Origin of the sequence: Bacteroides caecigallinarum (assembly GCF_016902295.1) — a bacterium.
GTDB classification, from domain to species: Bacteria; Bacteroidota; Bacteroidia; order Bacteroidales; family Bacteroidaceae; genus Phocaeicola; species Phocaeicola caecigallinarum_A.
Genome location: NZ_JACJLQ010000153.1, coordinates 1 through 516, shown reverse-complemented (window position 1 = coordinate 516; position 516 = coordinate 1). Strand labels below are relative to the sequence as shown.

Sequence of the window (516 nt, the reverse complement as noted above, 5' to 3'; positions counted from 1 at the left end):
TCTAAAATTTCAATGTCATGAAGAAAATGGAAAATTCTTTCGTAGTTTCTGGTTTTGTAGGTAAGGATGCAAGCATCCATCAGTTCTCAACCGCAAGCGTTGCACGTTTTCCTTTGGCAATCAACCGCACTGAGAAATCAGGCGGGGAAACAACCCACACTTCCGCTTTTATAAACGTCGAGGCATGGCGCAAGAATGAGAATACTATATCCTTTGACCGCCTTGTCAAAGGAGCTCTCCTCACGGTTGAAGGCTATTTCCGTCCGGAGGAATGGCAGGATACCGACGGTGTGAAGCACAACAGAGTGTCATTTGTGGCCACCAAGTTTTATGAAGCTGTTGAAAAAGAGGAAACTCCTGCAGCCCAGGAGAAAAAGTCCAAGAAGGGTAAGTAAAGCCTTTCTTTACTCCAATAGAGCGGCCTTCGGGTCGCTTTTTTTATGCTTATACTTCTCTTTGTTGAGATTCGTTCCTCATACACCGACTTCGGGGAACTGGCATAAATTCCGTTGCGAA

General features: G+C 45.2%; 1 protein-coding gene. It reads left to right on the top strand.

What is annotated here, in order from left to right; translation table 11 throughout:
• Positions 1–17 precede the first annotated feature (17 nt).
• Complete coding sequence (locus H6A27_RS15865) at positions 18–395, top strand: single-stranded DNA-binding protein (protein WP_204509209.1); 378 nt, start codon at positions 18–20, stop codon at positions 393–395.
• Positions 396–516 lie beyond the last annotated feature (121 nt).

Bases quoted from the DNA above. Each gene is read 5' to 3' on its own strand.
- H6A27_RS15865 (WP_204509209.1), top strand. From the start codon at position 18: ATGAAGAAAATGGAAAATTCTTTCGTAGTTTCTGGTTTTGTAGGTAAG.